Annotated in this window: 17 protein-coding genes; 7 read left to right on the top strand and 10 right to left on the bottom strand. The window is 56.9% G+C overall.

Annotation, left to right across the window (positions count from 1 at the left end; translation table 11 throughout):
• Positions 1 to 47: 47 nt before the first annotated feature.
• The 7 genes from J4G78_RS11580 to J4G78_RS11550 all read right to left on the bottom strand — a co-directional run bounded on the left by J4G78_RS11580 (position 48) and on the right by J4G78_RS11550 (position 4,757).
• The gene (locus J4G78_RS11580; RefSeq protein ID WP_207986715.1) at positions 48 to 353 is read right to left on the bottom strand and encodes a hypothetical protein; all 306 of its coding nucleotides are present in this window, start codon (positions 351 to 353) and stop codon (positions 48 to 50) included.
• 167 nt (positions 354 to 520) lie between these two features.
• Positions 521 to 1,291 (bottom strand): phytanoyl-CoA dioxygenase family protein, encoded by a 771-nt coding sequence (locus J4G78_RS11575; RefSeq protein WP_207986714.1) that lies wholly within the window; start codon positions 1,289 to 1,291, stop codon positions 521 to 523.
• A gap of 83 nt (positions 1,292 to 1,374) precedes the next feature.
• Positions 1,375 to 2,052, bottom strand: coding sequence for a nitroreductase (locus tag J4G78_RS11570; RefSeq protein WP_207986713.1), 678 nt, complete (start codon positions 2,050 to 2,052; stop codon positions 1,375 to 1,377).
• 117 nt (positions 2,053 to 2,169) lie between these two features.
• Positions 2,170 to 2,730, bottom strand: coding sequence for a 30S ribosomal protein S9 (gene rpsI / locus J4G78_RS11565; protein WP_243457066.1), 561 nt, complete (start codon positions 2,728 to 2,730; stop codon positions 2,170 to 2,172).
• Entirely contained in the window at positions 2,730 to 3,209 is a 480-nt protein-coding gene (rplM, locus tag J4G78_RS11560; protein ID WP_207986712.1) for a 50S ribosomal protein L13, read from the bottom strand. The genes rpsI and rplM overlap by 1 nt, the downstream gene beginning before the upstream one ends.
• A 157-nt stretch (positions 3,210 to 3,366) precedes the next feature.
• Positions 3,367 to 3,690: a divalent-cation tolerance protein CutA gene (cutA, locus tag J4G78_RS11555; protein WP_207986711.1), complete on the bottom strand. Its 324-nt coding sequence runs from the start codon at positions 3,688 to 3,690 to the stop codon at positions 3,367 to 3,369.
• Positions 3,687 to 4,757, bottom strand: a complete 1,071-nt coding sequence (locus J4G78_RS11550; RefSeq protein WP_207986710.1) for a COX15/CtaA family protein — start codon at positions 4,755 to 4,757, stop codon at positions 3,687 to 3,689. The genes cutA and J4G78_RS11550 overlap by 4 nt, the downstream gene beginning before the upstream one ends.
• A 291-nt stretch (positions 4,758 to 5,048) precedes the next feature.
• On the opposite strand from J4G78_RS11550, the gene J4G78_RS11545 reads away from it, so the two are divergent.
• From J4G78_RS11545 to dxs, 3 genes are all read left to right on the top strand, one after another.
• The gene (locus tag J4G78_RS11545) at positions 5,049 to 5,456 is read left to right on the top strand and encodes a MerC domain-containing protein (RefSeq protein ID WP_243457065.1); all 408 of its coding nucleotides are present in this window, start codon (positions 5,049 to 5,051) and stop codon (positions 5,454 to 5,456) included.
• 377 nt (positions 5,457 to 5,833) lie between these two features.
• Positions 5,834 to 6,292 (top strand): Fur family transcriptional regulator, encoded by a 459-nt coding sequence (locus J4G78_RS11540; protein WP_207986709.1) that lies wholly within the window; start codon positions 5,834 to 5,836, stop codon positions 6,290 to 6,292.
• A gap of 110 nt (positions 6,293 to 6,402) precedes the next feature.
• Positions 6,403 to 8,334: a 1-deoxy-D-xylulose-5-phosphate synthase gene (gene dxs / locus J4G78_RS11535; protein WP_207986708.1), complete on the top strand. Its 1,932-nt coding sequence runs from the start codon at positions 6,403 to 6,405 to the stop codon at positions 8,332 to 8,334.
• A gap of 384 nt (positions 8,335 to 8,718) precedes the next feature.
• On the opposite strand, the gene J4G78_RS11530 is transcribed toward dxs, so the two are convergent.
• Positions 8,719 to 11,064, bottom strand: a complete 2,346-nt coding sequence (locus tag J4G78_RS11530; protein WP_207986707.1) for a S8 family peptidase — start codon at positions 11,062 to 11,064, stop codon at positions 8,719 to 8,721.
• A gap of 111 nt (positions 11,065 to 11,175) precedes the next feature.
• On the opposite strand from J4G78_RS11530, the gene J4G78_RS11525 reads away from it, so the two are divergent.
• The 3 genes from J4G78_RS11525 to J4G78_RS11515 are packed head-to-tail and all read left to right on the top strand — an operon-like array spanning position 11,176 to position 14,155.
• Positions 11,176 to 11,832: a pyrimidine 5'-nucleotidase gene (locus J4G78_RS11525; RefSeq protein WP_207986706.1), complete on the top strand. Its 657-nt coding sequence runs from the start codon at positions 11,176 to 11,178 to the stop codon at positions 11,830 to 11,832.
• A gap of 23 nt (positions 11,833 to 11,855) precedes the next feature.
• Positions 11,856 to 12,692, top strand: coding sequence for a 2,3,4,5-tetrahydropyridine-2,6-dicarboxylate N-succinyltransferase (dapD, locus tag J4G78_RS11520; RefSeq protein ID WP_207986705.1), 837 nt, complete (start codon positions 11,856 to 11,858; stop codon positions 12,690 to 12,692).
• Positions 12,692 to 14,155 (top strand): carotenoid oxygenase family protein, encoded by a 1,464-nt coding sequence (locus J4G78_RS11515; protein ID WP_207986704.1) that lies wholly within the window; start codon positions 12,692 to 12,694, stop codon positions 14,153 to 14,155. Before dapD ends, J4G78_RS11515 begins: the two co-directional genes overlap by 1 nt.
• 164 nt (positions 14,156 to 14,319) lie before the next feature.
• Here J4G78_RS11515 and ruvB read toward each other — a convergent pair whose 3' ends face one another.
• The gene (ruvB, locus tag J4G78_RS11510; RefSeq protein WP_243457326.1) at positions 14,320 to 15,360 is read right to left on the bottom strand and encodes a Holliday junction branch migration DNA helicase RuvB; all 1,041 of its coding nucleotides are present in this window, start codon (positions 15,358 to 15,360) and stop codon (positions 14,320 to 14,322) included.
• Between the two features lie 52 nt (positions 15,361 to 15,412).
• On the opposite strand from ruvB, the gene J4G78_RS11505 reads away from it, so the two are divergent.
• Positions 15,413 to 15,727 carry a GIY-YIG nuclease family protein gene (locus J4G78_RS11505; protein WP_207990643.1) on the top strand — a complete coding sequence of 105 codons (315 nt, stop codon included), beginning with the start codon at positions 15,413 to 15,415 and terminating at the stop codon, positions 15,725 to 15,727.
• 179 nt (positions 15,728 to 15,906) lie between these two features.
• Here the strand turns inward: J4G78_RS11505 and ruvA are convergent, their stop codons facing one another.
• Positions 15,907 to 16,512 carry a Holliday junction branch migration protein RuvA gene (gene ruvA, locus J4G78_RS11500; protein ID WP_207986703.1) on the bottom strand — a complete coding sequence of 202 codons (606 nt, stop codon included), beginning with the start codon at positions 16,510 to 16,512 and terminating at the stop codon, positions 15,907 to 15,909.
• Positions 16,513 to 16,580: the final 68 nt, after the last annotated feature.

Below are 16,580 nucleotides of genomic sequence, written 5' to 3'. Positions count from 1 at the left end.
AAGCCCTGTCAGACCTTTTTGCAAGCTATCCGAACGCTGAGCGAGGTTCAGCCGAGACAGTCAGATGGCTGGGTTTTGAATGTCGTGATGTAGGTGTAATCTGGACCCTGCAAGATATCGATCGCTGTCCATCCGCTTTTCGAAGCCAGCCCCTGTGCATTGCAATGAAGCTGGGTATGCTGGCGCTGTTTCCGGCTTTGCCATCCCTCATTAAGCAATGCTGGATCGGTCAGAAGTCGCTTCACATAAGTCAGGCTTTTCCCATCGCAACTGCCGCGAACCTGGATAAGTTCGGTCAGTTGATCAATCTGCCTCGGCAATTGCGCGTTTGTAGTGGATTCGAATTTCCGCATTTCCGCACATAGGTCATCTCGCGCTATGACAGGCGTTGATAGCGGGCCTACCAAAAGCGCGGCGTATAAAGGGAGCATCACCATTCCTTTCCAATGTACCTCGTGCCAAAGCCGGTTTACTCTTGTGATTTACAACCCATCCTATGTCCGATCAATTCCCAAGTTAATTAGGAAATACCTTGATCTAACAATTTTGCGGCAACAGCTGTTCTTGGGAGGCGGCAAGTTAGCATCACCCGCGGGGTTTGGGCGGAATTTGGGGCGGGCGTATGAAGCATGCGCAGATCCATGAAATACACATCACCAATTTGGCCGGTAAGTTCCACGACTTCTAGGTCGACATCATCAACGGACCCTGCGGTATCTTCCAGATGTGTAATGGGTTTGCGGTTCGCATCGAAAAGCGATTGGAAATATTTCTCTCTTCCCAATAACCGCTTTAGTTCTTTCGAGCGAAGATGGTGCGAATTGTTCATCAACCGGTGAGACCCAGCTAGTACAAGTGTCCCACCACCTTTCGGCTGAACGTCATCGAGAAATGTAAACATCTGCACGCCAGACGGCCCCAGATCGCCGAGCCGCGGGACATCGACATGCCAGACATCATTTGGGACTGACCATGAGACAGCTTCCGGCAGCGTGAACAGGATCTGCTGTCCGGGTGCCAACGGTCGAACAGGTTCGCCAAGCAAACCTTCCGCAACCTTCACCAGCTCCTCGCTGACCAAATTTGGGAAGTGATCTGCATGATTAAGAGCATTGATTGCTGCGCGAAACGGCTTGGGTATACCGAACCTGCTTTGAGAGCGCTGCCAGCCAGTCGATTGATGCAAGCTATGCTCTGCGGCGATCTCATAGATCAGATCACGCGCAACAATAGCATCCGCTTTTGAAGCCAAACCGTCGCACTTGGTGATACCCCGCGCTTCAAATTCCAATCTATGCTCGTTCAGTGCAATCATGTCGCTGCCGTATTCATAGAAGGAATGGGATATCGCATCTGACGCCCCATCAGCATCCCCTAACTCTCGAAACCGACAAACACAGCGGCTTCATCAACCGATTTTCGTGTGGAAACCACCGCGTTGGCCGGGAAACTTTCGTCTGGCCAGCCTAGCGCGATGCTTTTCATGATCACCTGATCATCAGCGATCCCGGCATGTTCGCGGACCACGGGCGATTGCATGATGCCTTGGCTGTTGATCACGGTGCCAAGCCCGCGCGACCATGCCGCGTTGACGAGCGCCGTCGCCACCGCGCCGCAATCAAACGGCGTATCGTCACTGCCGTCGAGAACCCGGTCATAGGTTATGATCACGCATACCGGCGCATCAAATTGACGGAAGCCCCGCATCACCCAATCCTGCCGCGCGTCCTTGTCATCGCGTGCAATCTCCATCGCGGAAAATAGCTGCTTGGCAACACCGATTTGCCGGTCGCGATGTTGGCCTGCAAAAGCTTCGCCCGTTCGGAATTCGCGCGATTGCGGTACGCCAGCCAGCATCCGTTCGGTATTGCCGCTGCGAATCTTTTCCAGCGGTTCACCGGTAATGATATAGAAATTCCATGGCTGCGTATTCATTGATGATGGCGCGCGCATCGCCAATCCGACAATTTCTTCGATAAGAGTCCGCGCAACGGGATCTGGCTTATATCCGCGTATGCTGCGGCGACCGAGAATAACGTCGTCAAACTGCATGTATAGCTCCGTTCAAAAATATCGATCATGGGCTAGCGCACAAACAAATATATGAAAAGCGCAATAAAAAAGGCGACCCGCGGGCCGCCTCTTTCGTGATTGCGATGATGACTTGGTTTAGCGTTTCGAGAACTGGAAGCTCTTACGCGCTTTCGCCCGGCCGTATTTCTTACGCTCAACCTTACGGCTATCGCGGGTCAGGAAGCCTGCCGCTTTAACCGTGGCGCGCAGGGCTGGCTCATATTTGGTCAGGGCCTGGGAAATACCATGTTTCACGGCACCAGCCTGGCCAGAAAGTCCGCCGCCTTTGACCGTAACGTCAACATCATATTGGCCTTCACGCTCAGTAATCGCGAAAACCTGGTTGAGAACCAGACGCAGGGTTGGACGCGCGAAATAGGTTTCCTGGTCGCGGCCATTGACGGTGATCTTGCCTTTGCCGGGCTTTAGCCAGACACGGGCAACCGCGTCTTTACGGCGGCCAGTTGCATAAGCGCGGCCGAACTTGTCCAGCTCCTGCTCACGCAGTGGCATGGTGGATACGGGTGGCTCAACCGTTTCGGTTGTGCCTTCTTCAGCAGCGGCATCAGCAGCAGGAGCCGCTACGACAGCGTCGCCAGCAATGTCTTTGAGATCAGCGAGATCGGTTTTTACACCTTCTTTTGTATCGGTAGCCATTATGCGCTCACCTTGTTCTTACGATTCATGGAAGCCACGTCGAGCGGCTGTGGGTCTTGGCCGGCATAGGGATGCTCGGTGCCATTGAAGAGGTGCAAAGCACGCATCTGCGCAAAGCCGAGCGGGCCTTTTGGAATCATGCGTTCCACCGCTTTTTCCAAAACACGCTCAGGGAATTGACCTTCAAGGACTTTTTCCGCTGTGCGCTCTTTCAGGCCGCCGGGATAACCGGTGTGCTTGTAATAGACTTTCTGCTTGGTCTTGTTGCCGGTGAACTTCACCTTGCCCGCATTGATCACGATGACGTGATCGCCGCAATCGACATGCGGAGTGTAGCTGGGCTTGTGCTTGCCGCGCAGGATGTTGGCGATGATCGAGGCAACGCGGCCGACAACCAGATCTTCGGCATCAATAATATGCCATTTCTTTTCAACGTCTGCGGGTTTGACCGACTGCGTCTGTTTGGTGATAGCCTTCATGGGCTTGGCTCCTTTGGAGCCCTCCACAAGGGAGGGCGACGAATCAAAATGATAAAAGCCGAGCTGGTGCCCGGCCTTGGTGAGGCGCTATTGACGCCGTTTTCGCTTCAAGTCAAGCGAAACTGCGGTTTTGCTGACGGGTATAATGATACCGCAGCTATTCTTCCAACTGTGTGGAAAGCCATTTCGCATAGGCCGGATCACTATCATCGGCGGCCCAGCTTAATATGGCGGGCGTGTCATAGCTGTGGAGTTTTTTCAGACGTTGCATCGCCGCTTTCGCTTGGCTTTCCGTCGTTTTGAGCAGGACCGGATATTCCTCATCCTCGCAAAAATCGCCGTCCCAGACATATTGCGCGGTTGCCGGGGCAAAATGATTGGCGCAGGCGACCAGCTTTTCGGAGATCAGCGTCTTGGCGACTTGCCTGGCTTCTGCGCTGGCCCCGAACAGCGTGTAGATAAGGACCGGCTGGTCTGTCATGCCCTTGAAAAGGCGCCATCGTCGCGGCCCAGCACATGGATACCCCATGCCGTCGCCGCGACAACCAGTGCGCCAACCGCCTGATGCAGGACCGCCAGTGTGATATCCATGCCGGTCATCACGGTTGCAATGCCCAGCAATATCTGGGTTCCGAACGCGCTGTGAATGGCAATCGATGCCATCCGCGATTGCCCCCGGATTTTCCGGGCCAGCACGACCAGAAAGCCGACCGCAACCCATGCCCACCAACGGTGGATGAAATGGGTGAGATACGGATCATTGTTGAGAGCCGCCCAAGCGCCAAAGGTGAAGTCGATGCCATCAGGCACCAGATTGTCGTTCATCAACGGCCATGTGTTGGAGACATAGCCCGCGTTGAGACCCGCGACATAGGCGCCAAATAGCAGTTGGACGAAAAGCACCAGCGCGACAGCAAGACCAAAGCCGGTCATCCGCGCCGGGGTTGCATTGCCGTTAGCAAGCCGCCGCAAATCGAGCGCCGTCCAGACCAGACAGGCGAGAATGAACAGGGCCATTAACAAATGGGTCGCGAGGCGAAAATGGCTGACATCCGTCAGTTCCGACAAGCCGGAACTGACCATCCACCAGCCAATAAATCCCTGCAAACCGCCGAGGAACAGCAAACCGGTCAGGCGCCAGCCATAGCCCTTGGGAATGGCGCGTTTCAGGGCGAAATAGAGAAATGGCAAAGCAAAAGCCAAGCCGATAACCCGGCCCAACAGCCGGTGCACCCATTCCCAGAAATAGATGAACTTGAAATCCGCCAGCGTCATCCCCGCCGGTCCGCTAATCTCGATATATTCCGGGATTTGTTTGTATTTCTCAAACTCCGACAGCCAATCTGCGTCATTGAGCGGCGGAATCGCGCCCATAATCGGCTTCCACTCGGTAATCGAGAGACCTGATTCGGTCAGCCGCGTGATCCCGCCGACAATCACCATGATGAAAACCAGAAAAGCGACGGATAACAACCAGTTGGAAAGGGCAACCGCCCTGGCAGCAGAGCCCCGCGCGGACGGCATGGCAGAGATGGTCGAGCTCGTCATGGGCGCTATGTGATGCTTTTTGGGCGTGAAGACAAGAGCCACGAAGAGCCGCGGACTACGGGACTTAGTGCAGGTGGGGCTGCTGTCCGCTGTTACACCCATCCGTTTCGTAATCCTGAACGTGTTTCAGGATGACCGCGGGGGATAAGGTAACGGGCAGGAATAGCGCAAATATGGGGCTGTAGCAGCTTAAGCCGAAAAACTAGCACACCGGTACAAATGATATGTTGTATCTTAACACAGTCAAGCCTATATCAGCAGGGCTCAACCGAATGATTGGAACGTCGAGTCGTGTTTACGACATCAAACCTTTGGAACAAAGACGGCCTGCTGGCCAAGGATGGACTATGGGACCGCATTGCGGTGCTCGTATCCGGCCTTTGTCTCGTCCATTGCATATCGACGATGGTGTTTGTTGCGCTGCTATCTTCTGCAGCGGGCGCATTACTTGACCCGATTGTGCATGAAATCGGTATAGGCATTGCGATTGCTTTGGGTATGTTTACGCTTGGCCGCGGTGTCATCGATCATGGCTATGTCATGCCAGCCGCGATTGGCGGGCTGGGCCTCGGTATCATGGCCGGCGCGATCACCATCGGGCATCAGGGCGACCATGGCAGTGCGGAAATCATTTTCACGATGGTGGGCGTCGGGATATTGGCGCTGGGGCATGACCTGAATTACCGCGCGACGCATTGATTCTTTTATTAAACCTCAAGCGCCGGGCGGGCACATCCGTGCCCTTGGCTTTCCTCGCATAAGCTCGGGCGCGCGGTCGCGCTTGCCGACGCTATGCGTCGGATTGGCGCAGATCTAGAGGTCATACAACCGAGCGCAGCGAGGCAAGGCCGACCGGCCGCCGCGCCATATGGCGCGTAGCCAAGCGGGCGGATGCCCGCGCCCGGCGCTTGAGGTTTTATAAGGAATCCTCTCCCCGCGCCCGGCGCCTGAGGTTTAATAAAAAACACAATATCTCTCCACCCACGCTGCACTCAAAATAAGCGTTTCATTTCGAGCGGCGGACACATTTCTCTCCTCCCCTTGCCCTCTCTCACCAAACCCCCTAAATTACACTTATGGGAAAACATGATCATCACGAGCATCACGGCGAGTCTCTCGCCGACGCCGCGCGCCATAATCTGGAAGCGGCGGGCGAGAAATGGACCGATACGCGGGCCGCGATTTTTGAAGCGCTGGCCGGCTTTTCGCGTCCGGCCTCGGCCTATGATATAGCCGAGCTGGTATCAACCGCTCGCGGAAAGCGCGTGGCGCCCAATAGTGTCTACCGGATTCTCGACCTATTCGTCGCCAAAAACCTCGCCATGCGGGTGGAAAGCGCCAATGCCTATCTTGCCAACAGCCACCCCGGCTGTGAACATGATTGCATGTTTCTGGTCTGTGATACCTGCGGAGAGGCGACCCATATTGATGATGATGCCCTGTCCGCAAAAGTGCGCGGTGTCGCCCAGGAACAGGGGTTTAGCTCGATCCGCCCGGTCATCGAAGTGCGCGGCATCTGTCAGAAATGTAGCTAGGCGCGCTTTTGCGTCAGCCCCCGTTCAGGGATTTCCTGCTCTTTGAACGACATAGACATTCGACATTAGCGGCCAGTAGCGCTAAGACTGAGACGAAACAGGGAGTACACATGTCAGGTCCAAACACACCGCTTCTGGACACCGTATCATTGCCAGCGGATCTGCGAAAATTGAAACCGGAGCAGCTGCGGCAATTTGCCGATGAGCTGCGCGCCGAAGTTATCGACACGGTTTCCGTGACTGGCGGCCATTTGGGCGCTGGGCTCGGCGTTGTCGAGCTGACTGCCGCCATCCATTATGTTTTCAACACGCCCGAAGATCGCTTGATCTGGGATGTCGGACATCAATGCTATCCGCACAAGATCATCACCGGCCGCCGCGACCGGATTCGCACCCTGCGTCAGGGCGGCGGGCTATCCGGCTTCACCAAGCGCAGCGAAAGCGAATATGATCCCTTTGGCGCGGCGCATAGCTCCACATCGATCAGCGCCGCATTGGGCTTTGCGGTCGCCAATAAAATGGCCGGCAAACCGGGTCGCGGCATTGCCGTCATTGGCGATGGCGCGATGAGCGCGGGCATGGCTTATGAAGCGATGAACAATGCGCAGGCGGCGGGCAACCGTCTGGTGGTTATTCTCAATGACAATGACATGTCGATCGCACCGCCTGTCGGCGGATTGTCCGGCTATCTCGCCCGGCTGGTCTCTTCCAGCGAATATCTCGGCATCCGGAAATTTGCCAGCAAGATGACGGCCAAGCTGTCTCGCCGTGTCCACAAGGCGGCAGGTAAGGCAGAGGAATATGCCCGCGGCATGGCTATGGGTGGAACCCTGTTTGAAGAGCTCGGCTTTTACTATGTCGGCCCGATTGACGGCCATGATATGGACCAGTTAATCCCGGTGCTCGAAAATGTCCGGGATAATGCCGAGGGACCAGTGCTGATCCACTGTGTCACCGAAAAGGGCAAAGGCTATAAATTTGCCGAAGAAGCGGCGGACAAATATCACGGCGTCGCCAAATTTGATGTGGTGTCCGGCAAACAGGACAAAGGCCCGGGTGGCGGACCGCCGGCCTATCAGAATGTGTTTGGCGAAACCCTCGCCAAATTGGCCGATAGCGACCCCCGTATATGCGCGATTACCGCCGCGATGCCTGGCGGCACCGGTGTCGACAAATTTGCGAAAGCCCATCCCGATCGCGCCTTTGATGTTGGCATTGCCGAACAACATGGCGTGACTTTTGCGGCTGGTCTGGCTGCCCAAGGGATGCGGCCTTTTGCGGCGATCTATTCGACCTTCCTGCAACGCGCTTATGACCAAGTCGTACATGATGTGGCGATCCAGAATCTGCCGGTGCGCTTTGCGATTGACCGCGCGGGTCTGGTTGGCGCGGACGGCAGCACCCATGCGGGCAGCTTTGACATTACCTATCTCGCGACCCTGCCCAACATGGTGGTGATGGCGGCGTCGGATGAAGCCGAGCTCGCCCATATGACTTATACCGCAGTGGAATATGACGAGGGTCCAATTGCCTTTCGCTACCCGCGCGGCAATGGCACGGGCGTGGAGATACCGGAGAAGCTCGAAAAGCTGGAAATCGGCAAGGGCCGTATCGTGCGCGAAGGCAGCAAGGTTGCCATATTGTCGCTCGGCGCGCGTCTCGGCGAGGCCCTCAAAGCCGCTGACCGGCTCGATGCGAAAGGGCTGAGCACCACCGTGGCGGACCTGCGTTTTGCCAAGCCGCTGGACGAAGATCTGATCCGCAAATTGCTGACCACCCATGAAGTGGCAGTGACCGTTGAAGAAGCCGCCGTTGGCGGCCTCGGTGCGCACGTCCTGACATTGGCATCCGACACCGGCCTGACCGATGCGGGCCTTAAAATCCGCACCATGCGCTTGCCGGATATATTTCAGGATCAGGACAAGCCCGACCTGCAATATGCCGAGGCTGGTCTGGATGCTGACGGGATTGTGGACACCGTGCTAAAAGCGCTGCGCCACAATAGCGCGAGTATGGACGAGGAAACGGGTGCACGGGCGTAATTTATTTTACCTCAGGCGCCGGGCGGCGACATCCGTCGCCTTGGCTACGCGCCATAAGGCGCAGCGGACGCCATTTGATTTTTGGCGCCCTTGCCTCCACTTCGCGTCGGTTTGGTGGCGGACTTAAGGCTTCACCAACATTCATCGCTGCCGTGCTCCGGGCGCAGACCCGGAGCCTAGGGTAGACCGGCGTGGCAGCCATCCTGGGCTCCGGGTCTGCGCCCGGAGCACAGATTGAGAGCTAGCCCCCTGTTCTCACCCTAAAGAATATCGTCCGACGCGAAGCCGAGGCAAGCGCGACTGCGCGCCCGAGCTTATACGAGGAAAGCCAAGCGGGCGGATGCCCGCGCCCGGCGCCTGAGGTAAAATAAACAAAAACTCCCCTCAAAATTTCAGCTGAAACCGCACGGCTGCACCAAAGTCATCATTTAACGCCTCAAAATGTCCGGGTTCCTGCCGCCAAAACAGGTTGGTGTTCAAATAACCGCCCCAGAGCGAGGTTGCATAGGCCAGTTCACCGACCAGTTCACGGCCCTTCGGAGCAAGATTGAGCGTGCGCTGGCCAAATTCGGTTTGCAGCGTTTCATAGCTATAGCCAACCGGCAGATTGAGATTGAGCCCGCCCGACGATACCCGCAGCGGTTGCGCGAAACGCAAAGCGATCTGATCAGAGCTACCGAATAATCCCGCCTTGCTGATATCAGCCGCGAAACTGGATGTCCTGAGCGTCCCGCCGGTCACCAGACTGGCACTGTCCACTTGCGTCCAGCCCTGTCGCCAGCTGGCTCCGGCACGCCAGCCATTGCCGATATCATAGCCAGCGCGGCCATCAACAAACCAGCTTTGCGCGCCGCGTGCACCGATGGTATCGACAAAGCGCGAGCCCAATATGCTATCGCCTTCGCTGAGCCAATTCGCCGCGATGCTCAGTGATGCCGCACCGAATTGACGATCAATCGCCAAGCCAAGGCCGCTAAACCGATACCGCTCATGATCTTGCCCTGTCAGATCATCCAGCCGGCTTTCTTCCGAATTCACACGAGCGGCTCCGCTTTCTGCGCTTGCGGTCAGTCCGAAACCGGCAATTTCACGGCGCAGCGCAAGGGCGCTTTTCGCTTGTCCGGTAAAACCGCGTTCGCTGCTCGGCGTTGGCGCGACCAGAAAGGCTGGCGAGCGAGCGCCCTGCATCTGCGCGACCAGACCGCTCGAACTTTGCCGGAAACCGAACGCCACCTTCATCTCCGGTGACACGTGCGTCATGACCGACGCCGCCAGCATCCGCGCCTTGCGGGCGTTGCTGTTCGACAGAGTCAGATTATCGCGGTCGATCAATCCAACAGACGTGCGTCCGATATTCACGGCGATCTGCACGCCATCGCTGGACGCGGTCATATTGCGACGATCACCGCTGAGCGCGCCGGTCAATTTATATTCCGGCACCGCGACTTTCAAATCATGCGCCAGATTCAGTGCAAAGGCACGATCAAAGCCGTCCAGAATCACGGCGCCGACATTCTGCCCTTGCAGCGCGGCATCACCCATCGCTGCCGAGGTTTGGCCGCCCGGCGCGGTCAGATCGACCGCAACCTTGCCACCGGCAAGCGAGGACTGTCCCTGCGGCTGAAAAGCGGCGGCTATATCAAGCACACCGCGACCATAGATCGCGTCGGTCCCGGCATCACCGGCATCACGCGCGCTGGTGAGCAACAGATCGACAATCTGCGCGCCGGTCAAATTGGGAAAGGCCTGCGCCAGCAACGCGACGGCACCGGATATTTGCGGCGCGGAGAAGGATGTACCGCTCCATGAGAAAGTCCTGCCGACATTATCATCCGCCTGCACCCGCTCGCCCAATGCGCTCAGAAAATTGGCCGACTGTGCGCCGGCCCGGTTGCTGAAGGATGAGATATTCTCGCTAGCCCCGACAGACCCGGCGATAATGACATGACCGTTTCCGCTGTCGGCGATACCGGCGGCGAAACCGTCCGGCGTTGCTGCGCCGTCATTGCCCGCGGAAACCACAACCACCACGCCTGCCGCGGCCGCGTTGGAAATGGCATTACGCACCGTGTTGGAAATATCAGGGCCGCCTAATGAGATATTAACCACGCGCGCGCCGCTGACCCGCGCCTGATTAATCGCCGATGCAATCGCACCGCTATTGTGACTGCACCCGTCATCGTCCGGATCATCGGGATCATCCATCGCGCAGCTTCCTGGGCTATCGGTGCGCAGCACCAATATGTCGCTGTCAAAAGCAATGCCGTGGATATCGACATTATTTTTACCGGCGGCGGCAACCGATGTCACGGCCGAACCATGGCCGCCTTCATCGCCAATGCCGCGATTGCCAGCGAAATCGGCGCTGTCAGGATGGATCCGGCCAGAAAATTCCGCGCTATTGGGATTAATCCCGCTATCAATGACGCCTACTATGATGCCGTCCCCGGTGGCCCCCGCATTATAGGCTGTAATAGCGCCATGCTGATTGGGACCATCCGAGCGTCGAAATTCCGCCGTATCAAAATTGGTCGGTGGCGGGGCCGGTGTGGGTGTAGGCGTTGGCGTAGGAGTGGGAGTCGGCGTCGGTGTAGGCGTCGGCGCCGTTGGAGGGGGCGGTGTTGGTGATGGCCTGGAACCGCCGCCACCGCCGCACGCAGACAATATCGCGAGCGGCAATAATGAAGATCCGTAAAACAGTTTTCTGCCGAACCGCTTGCTTTTTATCATGTCACGCATTTCCCCAATTGCATCTGCTTATATAGTACGGAGCGCTTACCGACAGCTTAACAGCGATCAGCGCTTGCGGACACGCGGCGGAGTGATTAGGCGCTTGTGACCATGCCACCGGAATTTTCCCATATCGACCACTGGATTTTTGATCTGGATAATGTGCTGTATCCCTCGGAATGTGATCTGTTTTCGCTCATCGACATTAAAATGGGCGAGTATATCGAACGCGCGCTAAACATTGATTCCACCGAGGCGCGCAAAGTGCAGAAAAATTATTTCCATGATCATGGCACCACGCTTGCGGGGCTGATGCACCATCATGGTACCGATCCGCAGGATTTTCTGGACTATGTCCATGATATTGACATGAGCCGCCTGTCCCATGCACCAGACCTGCACAGCGCGATTGCCGCGTTGCCGGGCGAAAAGCTCGTCTTTACCAATGGCGACCGGCCCTATGCTGAACGCGTGCTGGACAATCGCGGGCTTGGCGGACTGTTTGACCAGATTCACGATGTCGTTGCCACGGATCTGATCCCCAAGCCCGAAAAAGCCGCCTATCACAGCCTGATCAACACCACCGGCATTGATCCGAAGCGGTCTTTATTTGTCGAGGATATGGCGCGCAATTTGCGTCCGGCGAAAGATTTGGGCATGACCACTATCTGGGTCAATACCGGTTCGGAATGGGGCGCGCGCGATCATGCTCCGGACTATATCGATCATGAAATACCCGACTTGGAAAGCTGGGTTACCAATCTCTAGAATAACAGGGAAGAAGCACCGCTATGACCACTGAATTGAAGACCGCCATCGAAGCTGCCTGGGAAAAACGGGAATCGCTGAGCATCACCAGCCAGGGGCCGGAACGTGATGCGGTCAACGCCGCGCTGGCCAGTCTCGACAATGGCAGCGCCCGTGTTGCCGAGAAACAGGGTGACCAATGGGTGGTCAACCAATGGCTGAAAAAAGCGGTGCTGCTGTCTTTCCGGCTCAACGACAATCAGATCATCGAAGGTCCGGGCGGCGCAAACCATTGGGATAAGGTACCAAGCAAATTTGCCGACTGGGGCGAAAACCGTTTCCGCGAGGCTGGTTTCCGGGCCGTCCCCGGTGCAGTCGTCCGCCACGGCTCCCATATCGGCCGCAACACCGTGTTGATGCCAAGCTTTGTCAATATTGGCGCCTTTGTCGATGACGGCGCGATGATTGATACTTGGGCAACGGTTGGTAGCTGCGCCCAGATTGGTAAGAATGTGCATATTTCCGGCGGCGCTGGCATTGGCGGCGTACTTGAACCCCTACAAGCTGGTCCGGTCATCATCGAAGACGGCGCATTTATCGGCGCGCGGAGCGAAGTTGCCGAAGGCGTGCGCGTCGGCGAAGGCGCAGTGCTTTCCATGGGTGTTTATCTCGGTGCATCCACCAAGATAATCGACCGGGTAACGGGCAAGGTTCACATGGGCGAGGTTCCGCCTTATGCTGTGGTTGTACCCGGCACAACGCCGCCCAAGGCCAATGTTGATGGCGTCCCCGGTCCGTCGCTTTATTGCGCCGTGATCGTAAAGACGGTCGATGCGAAAACACGCTCCAAAACAGGTATTAACGAACTTTTGAGGGACTGATGAATATAGCGGTGAACCAGATCAAAACCACGCTCGGGGAAAATGACCATCCCTATCGCAATGGCGCCTGGACACCGGTTTTTGAAGAGCTGGACGCGGACAGACTCGAAGTCATCGGGACAATTCCGACGGACATAGACGGCGTTTATGTCCGCAACACCGAAAACCCGGTGCATGACAGTATTGGCCGCTATCATCCGTTCGATGGCGACGGCATGATCCACGCCCTGCGCATCAAGAATGGCAAGGCCAGCTATCGCAACCGCTTTGTCCGCACCGAAGGCTTTGCGGCGGAGCAAGCCGAAGGCGGGCCTTTATGGTCCGGGATCATGGGCAGACCCAGCGATTCCAAACGACCCGGCTGGGGCGCGCATGGCAGCGTCAAGGACAGCAGCTCCACCGATGTTGTCGTCCATGCCGGAAAAATCCTCTCCACCTTTTATCAGTGCGGTGAGGGGTATCAGCTCGACCCGGAAACGCTGGAAACGCTGGGTACGGCAGACTGGGTTCCGGAAGACGGCATCTCGGCCCATCCCAAGGTGGATGAGAAAACCGGAGAGCTGTTATTCTTTAATTACAGCACCAAAGCGCCGTATCTCCATTATGGCGTGGTCGGTGCGGACGATAAGCTGAAGCATTTCATTCCCATCGAACTGCCGGGCGCGCGGCTGCCGCATGATATGGCCTTCACCGAAAATTACACGATCTTCAACGACTGCCCGCTCTATTGGAAACCGGAGCTGATCGAACAGAATCTTTATGTCCCGGCCTATCATCCCGATGAGCCGACGCGGTTCGGGGTGATCCCACGCATGGGACAACCGGAAGACATCATCTGGTTTAGTGCCAAACCGACCTACGTTCTCCACTGGGCCAATGCTTTCGAGGATGGCGACGAGATTGTCCTCGACGGCTATTTCCAGAACCAGCCGGTACCGCCGCCGCTGACCGATTTCCCGGCGGGCTATGAAAGCATGGGCGCGAGCATTGATCTGCACAGCTTTCAGCCCGAACTCCATCGCTGGCGGTTCAATCTGAAAACCGGCGAGACCCGCGAAGAGACATTATTCGACGACTATCCAGTCGAATTCGGCATGTTCAACCAGCAGGTGGCCGGCAGCCCCTATCGCTATGTCTATAGCGTCACCGGTCATCCCGGCTGGTTCCTGTTCAACGGTGTGGTCAAACATGATCTGGAAACCGGTACGGCGGAACGTCTCTATTTTGGCGATGACCGCTTTGGTTCGGAAGCCCCGTTTATTCCGCGTGCGGGGGCGACCGAAGAGGATGACGGCTATCTGATCAGCTTTATCACCGACATGGCGCAGGACCGCAGCGAGTGCATCATTGTCGATGCAAAAGACATTTCAGCCGGACCGGTCTGCACGATCATCCTGCCGCATCGGATTAGCAGCGGCACCCACGCGACGTGGGCAAGTGCGGGGCAGATTGGGGTAGTTTAATTCCTCTCCCCTTGAGGGAGAGGACAGATTTACTTGCGAACTTGTTCGCTAGAAAATCTTGGAGAGGGGTGGAGAGTGTGCGCCAAGCCAGCCCCCTCTCCAACTCGACTAGGCAGCAAGCTGCCAAGTCTCCGTTTCCTCTCCCTCAAGGGGAGAGGAGCAAGTCAGTCAAACAGCTGCCCATTAACCTCTTTGCCCGGTGGCGGTTTCAGCCCCAGATGCTGCCATCCGCGATCATTGAGTGCGCGGCCTCTCGCCGTTCGGGCCACCAGACCCAGTTGGATAAGGTAAGGCTCGATCACTTCCTCGATCGTATCGCGCGGTTCGCTTAGACCCGCTGCCAGCGTTTCGACGCCGACCGGCCCGCCTTTGTAAATATCCGCAATCATATGAAGATAGCGGCGATCCATCGCGTCCAGCCCAATACTGTCCACCTCCAGCCGCGTGAGGGAAGCGTCAGCGGTTTTCTGATCGACCGTGGCGGTGCCAGCCACATTGGCAAAGTCCCGCACCCGGCGGAGCAGGCGGCCAGCGATACGCGGCGTTCCGCGCGCGCGGCGCGCGACTTCGGTGGCGCCATCGGGCGCGATCCCCAGATCCAGCAATTTGGCCGCGCGGTGGACGACCTTTTCGAGTTCCTCGACGCTGTAGAAATTGAGCCGCACCGGGATGCCAAACCGATCCCTCAGTGGCGTCGTCAAAAGCCCCTGCCGCGTTGTCGCGCCGATGAGAGTGAATTGCGGCAAATCTATCCGCACACTGCGCGCCGATGGTCCTTCGCCAATGATCAGGTCGAGCGCGCGGTCCTCCATCGCCGGATAAAGCACTTCCTCGACCACCGGATTGAGCCGATGAATCTCGTCAATAAACAGCACATCGCCTTCTTCAAGGTTCGTCAACAGCGCCGCGAGATCACCCGATTTGGCAATGACCGGGCCCGAAGTGGCGCGAAAACCGACGCCCAGTTCGCGCGCGATAATCTGCGCCAGCGTGGTCTTACCCAGCCCCGGCGGGCCAAAGAACAACGTGTGGTCCAGCGCCTCACTACGGCTTTTCGCGGCCTCAATAAACACGCGCAAATTGGAACGCGCCGCTTCCTGTCCGATAAATTCGTCGAGTGATTTCGGGCGCAGCGCGGCGTCGATGTCTTCCGGTTGCCGTTGCGGCGTAAGATGCGGATTATCAGTAACGGCCAATACCTCCAAATGCGTCACCCTGAACTTGTTTCAGGGTCCATGGCGATCCTATAAACCGACCATGCCCGATGCCAAGCAACCTTGCGTCTATATATTGGCTAGCAAGCCGTATGGGTCTTTGTATATTGGCATGACTACCAATTTGCTGAAGCGCCTTTACCAGCACCGCAACAACCTTACGCCCGGTCACACGTCCAAATATGCTGTTCATCGTCTCGTTCGTTTTGAAATGTTTGATGATATGGAAAATGCTATAGCGCGCGAGAAGCAATTGAAAAACTGGCACCGTCCTTGGAAGATCAATCTGATTGAATCGGAAAACCCGCAATGGGTGGATTTGGCGGTGAATCTGGGTTTGCCGCCGATTGGAAACTGATGTCCTTGTTTCATCTCTTGAACCGTTCTCCAATCCGTCATGCCGAACTCGTTTACCTTCGGTGGCCTTGCGGCTCAGCATCCATTGCGAGACAAGCACGACCTGCGAAATCCGAGAAATAGACCCTGAAACAAGTTCAGGGTGACGATAACTGGGACCTAAAGCAGGGTATATCTTCCTCACTTCGCCGCCTTCTTCAACGCCAACCGCACCAGCGCATCCAGTGTCACGCCCTCACCCGCCTCGGCATCGGCCGCCGCCACCGCTGCACTCGCCTCTGCCGGTTTGAAGCCCAGATTTTGCAGCGCGCTCACCGCATCAGCGCTGTTATTCGACGGCGCATGGATCGCGCCGCCGGCACCAACTATCGGGTCGGTTGCGATGCCGCCGACCTTGTCTTTCAGCTCGTTGACAATGCGCAGCGCCAGTTTCGGCCCTACCCCATTGGCCCGCGCAACCATCGCCTTGTCGCCGGTGGCCACCGCGCGGGATATCTCTGCCGTTTCCAGTGCGGAGAGGATTGCTAGCGCGACCTTGCCGCCGACACCCTGTACGGAGATTAGCAGCCGGAACCAGTCGCGCTCCGACCCCGAAGCAAAGCCCATCAGGCGCATGTCGGTCTCGCTGACCTGCATTTCGGTATAGATGGTCGCGCCATCGCCAACCCCGCCAATGGCGGTAATGGTCCGCGACGAGGCGAAGACCAGATAGCCGACGCCGTTTACATCCAGCACGATATTGTCCGTGCCGATTTCGTCGATAATGCCGGTGAGTTTTGCAATCATGGTTTCTTCTTACCCAAAAACCATCGTCATTCCAGCGAAAGCTGGAATCTCATCACGTTAGGCACTGT

The organism is Parasphingorhabdus cellanae, assembly GCF_017498565.1.
GTDB lineage: Bacteria > Pseudomonadota > Alphaproteobacteria > Sphingomonadales > Sphingomonadaceae > Parasphingorhabdus > Parasphingorhabdus cellanae.
This window is presented reverse-complemented; position numbering and strand designations above follow the sequence as displayed.

What these genes read in the sequence shown, in the direction of transcription:
- J4G78_RS11580 (WP_207986715.1), bottom strand. Translation starts at nt 353, where the DNA reads ATGCGGAAATTCGAATCCACTACAAACGCGCAATTGCCGAGGCAGATT.
- J4G78_RS11570 (WP_207986713.1), bottom strand. Translation starts at nt 2,052, where the DNA reads ATGCAGTTTGACGACGTTATTCTCGGTCGCCGCAGCATACGCGGATAT.
- rpsI (WP_243457066.1), bottom strand. Translation starts at nt 2,730, where the DNA reads ATGGCTACCGATACAAAAGAAGGTGTAAAAACCGATCTCGCTGATCTC.
- rplM (WP_207986712.1), bottom strand. Translation starts at nt 3,209, where the DNA reads ATGAAGGCTATCACCAAACAGACGCAGTCGGTCAAACCCGCAGACGTT.
- cutA (WP_207986711.1), bottom strand. Translation starts at nt 3,690, where the DNA reads ATGACAGACCAGCCGGTCCTTATCTACACGCTGTTCGGGGCCAGCGCA.
- J4G78_RS11550 (WP_207986710.1), bottom strand. Translation starts at nt 4,757, where the DNA reads ATGACGAGCTCGACCATCTCTGCCATGCCGTCCGCGCGGGGCTCTGCT.
- J4G78_RS11540 (WP_207986709.1), top strand. Translation starts at nt 5,834, where the DNA reads ATGGGAAAACATGATCATCACGAGCATCACGGCGAGTCTCTCGCCGAC.
- dxs (WP_207986708.1), top strand. Translation starts at nt 6,403, where the DNA reads ATGTCAGGTCCAAACACACCGCTTCTGGACACCGTATCATTGCCAGCG.
- J4G78_RS11530 (WP_207986707.1), bottom strand. Translation starts at nt 11,064, where the DNA reads ATGATAAAAAGCAAGCGGTTCGGCAGAAAACTGTTTTACGGATCTTCA.
- J4G78_RS11525 (WP_207986706.1), top strand. Translation starts at nt 11,176, where the DNA reads ATGCCACCGGAATTTTCCCATATCGACCACTGGATTTTTGATCTGGAT.
- dapD (WP_207986705.1), top strand. Translation starts at nt 11,856, where the DNA reads ATGACCACTGAATTGAAGACCGCCATCGAAGCTGCCTGGGAAAAACGG.
- J4G78_RS11515 (WP_207986704.1), top strand. Translation starts at nt 12,692, where the DNA reads ATGAATATAGCGGTGAACCAGATCAAAACCACGCTCGGGGAAAATGAC.
- J4G78_RS11505 (WP_207990643.1), top strand. Translation starts at nt 15,413, where the DNA reads ATGCCCGATGCCAAGCAACCTTGCGTCTATATATTGGCTAGCAAGCCG.
- ruvA (WP_207986703.1), bottom strand. Translation starts at nt 16,512, where the DNA reads ATGATTGCAAAACTCACCGGCATTATCGACGAAATCGGCACGGACAAT.